The 229-nt window shown below is 74.7% G+C and carries 1 pseudogene; it reads left to right on the top strand.

The features are described 5' to 3' along the window. A pseudogene (locus KVS71_RS19725) lies at window positions 1-229 on the top strand (cell division protein FtsW); the annotation flags it as partial.

Raw genomic sequence — 229 nt, forward strand, 5'->3', positions numbered from 1 at the left:
CGCTGCAGGTGTTCATCATGGTGGGGGGTGTCACGGGGGTCACCCCGCTGCCGGGCCTGCCCCCCCCGTCCCTGGCCGCGGGGGGCTCGTCCCTCGTCGCGACCTGGCTCATCGGGGCGCTCCCCCTCCCCCTCTCCGACGGCGGCCCCCGGCAGCCCCGGGTGGGGGTGGGCGGCCATGACCAAAGGGCTCCGCAGACTCAGCAGCGTCATGCGGTCCATGATGATCG

Source organism: Microbacterium sp. GbtcB4 (genome assembly GCF_019091465.1).
GTDB classification, from domain to species: Bacteria; Actinomycetota; Actinomycetes; order Actinomycetales; family Microbacteriaceae; genus Microbacterium; species Microbacterium paraoxydans.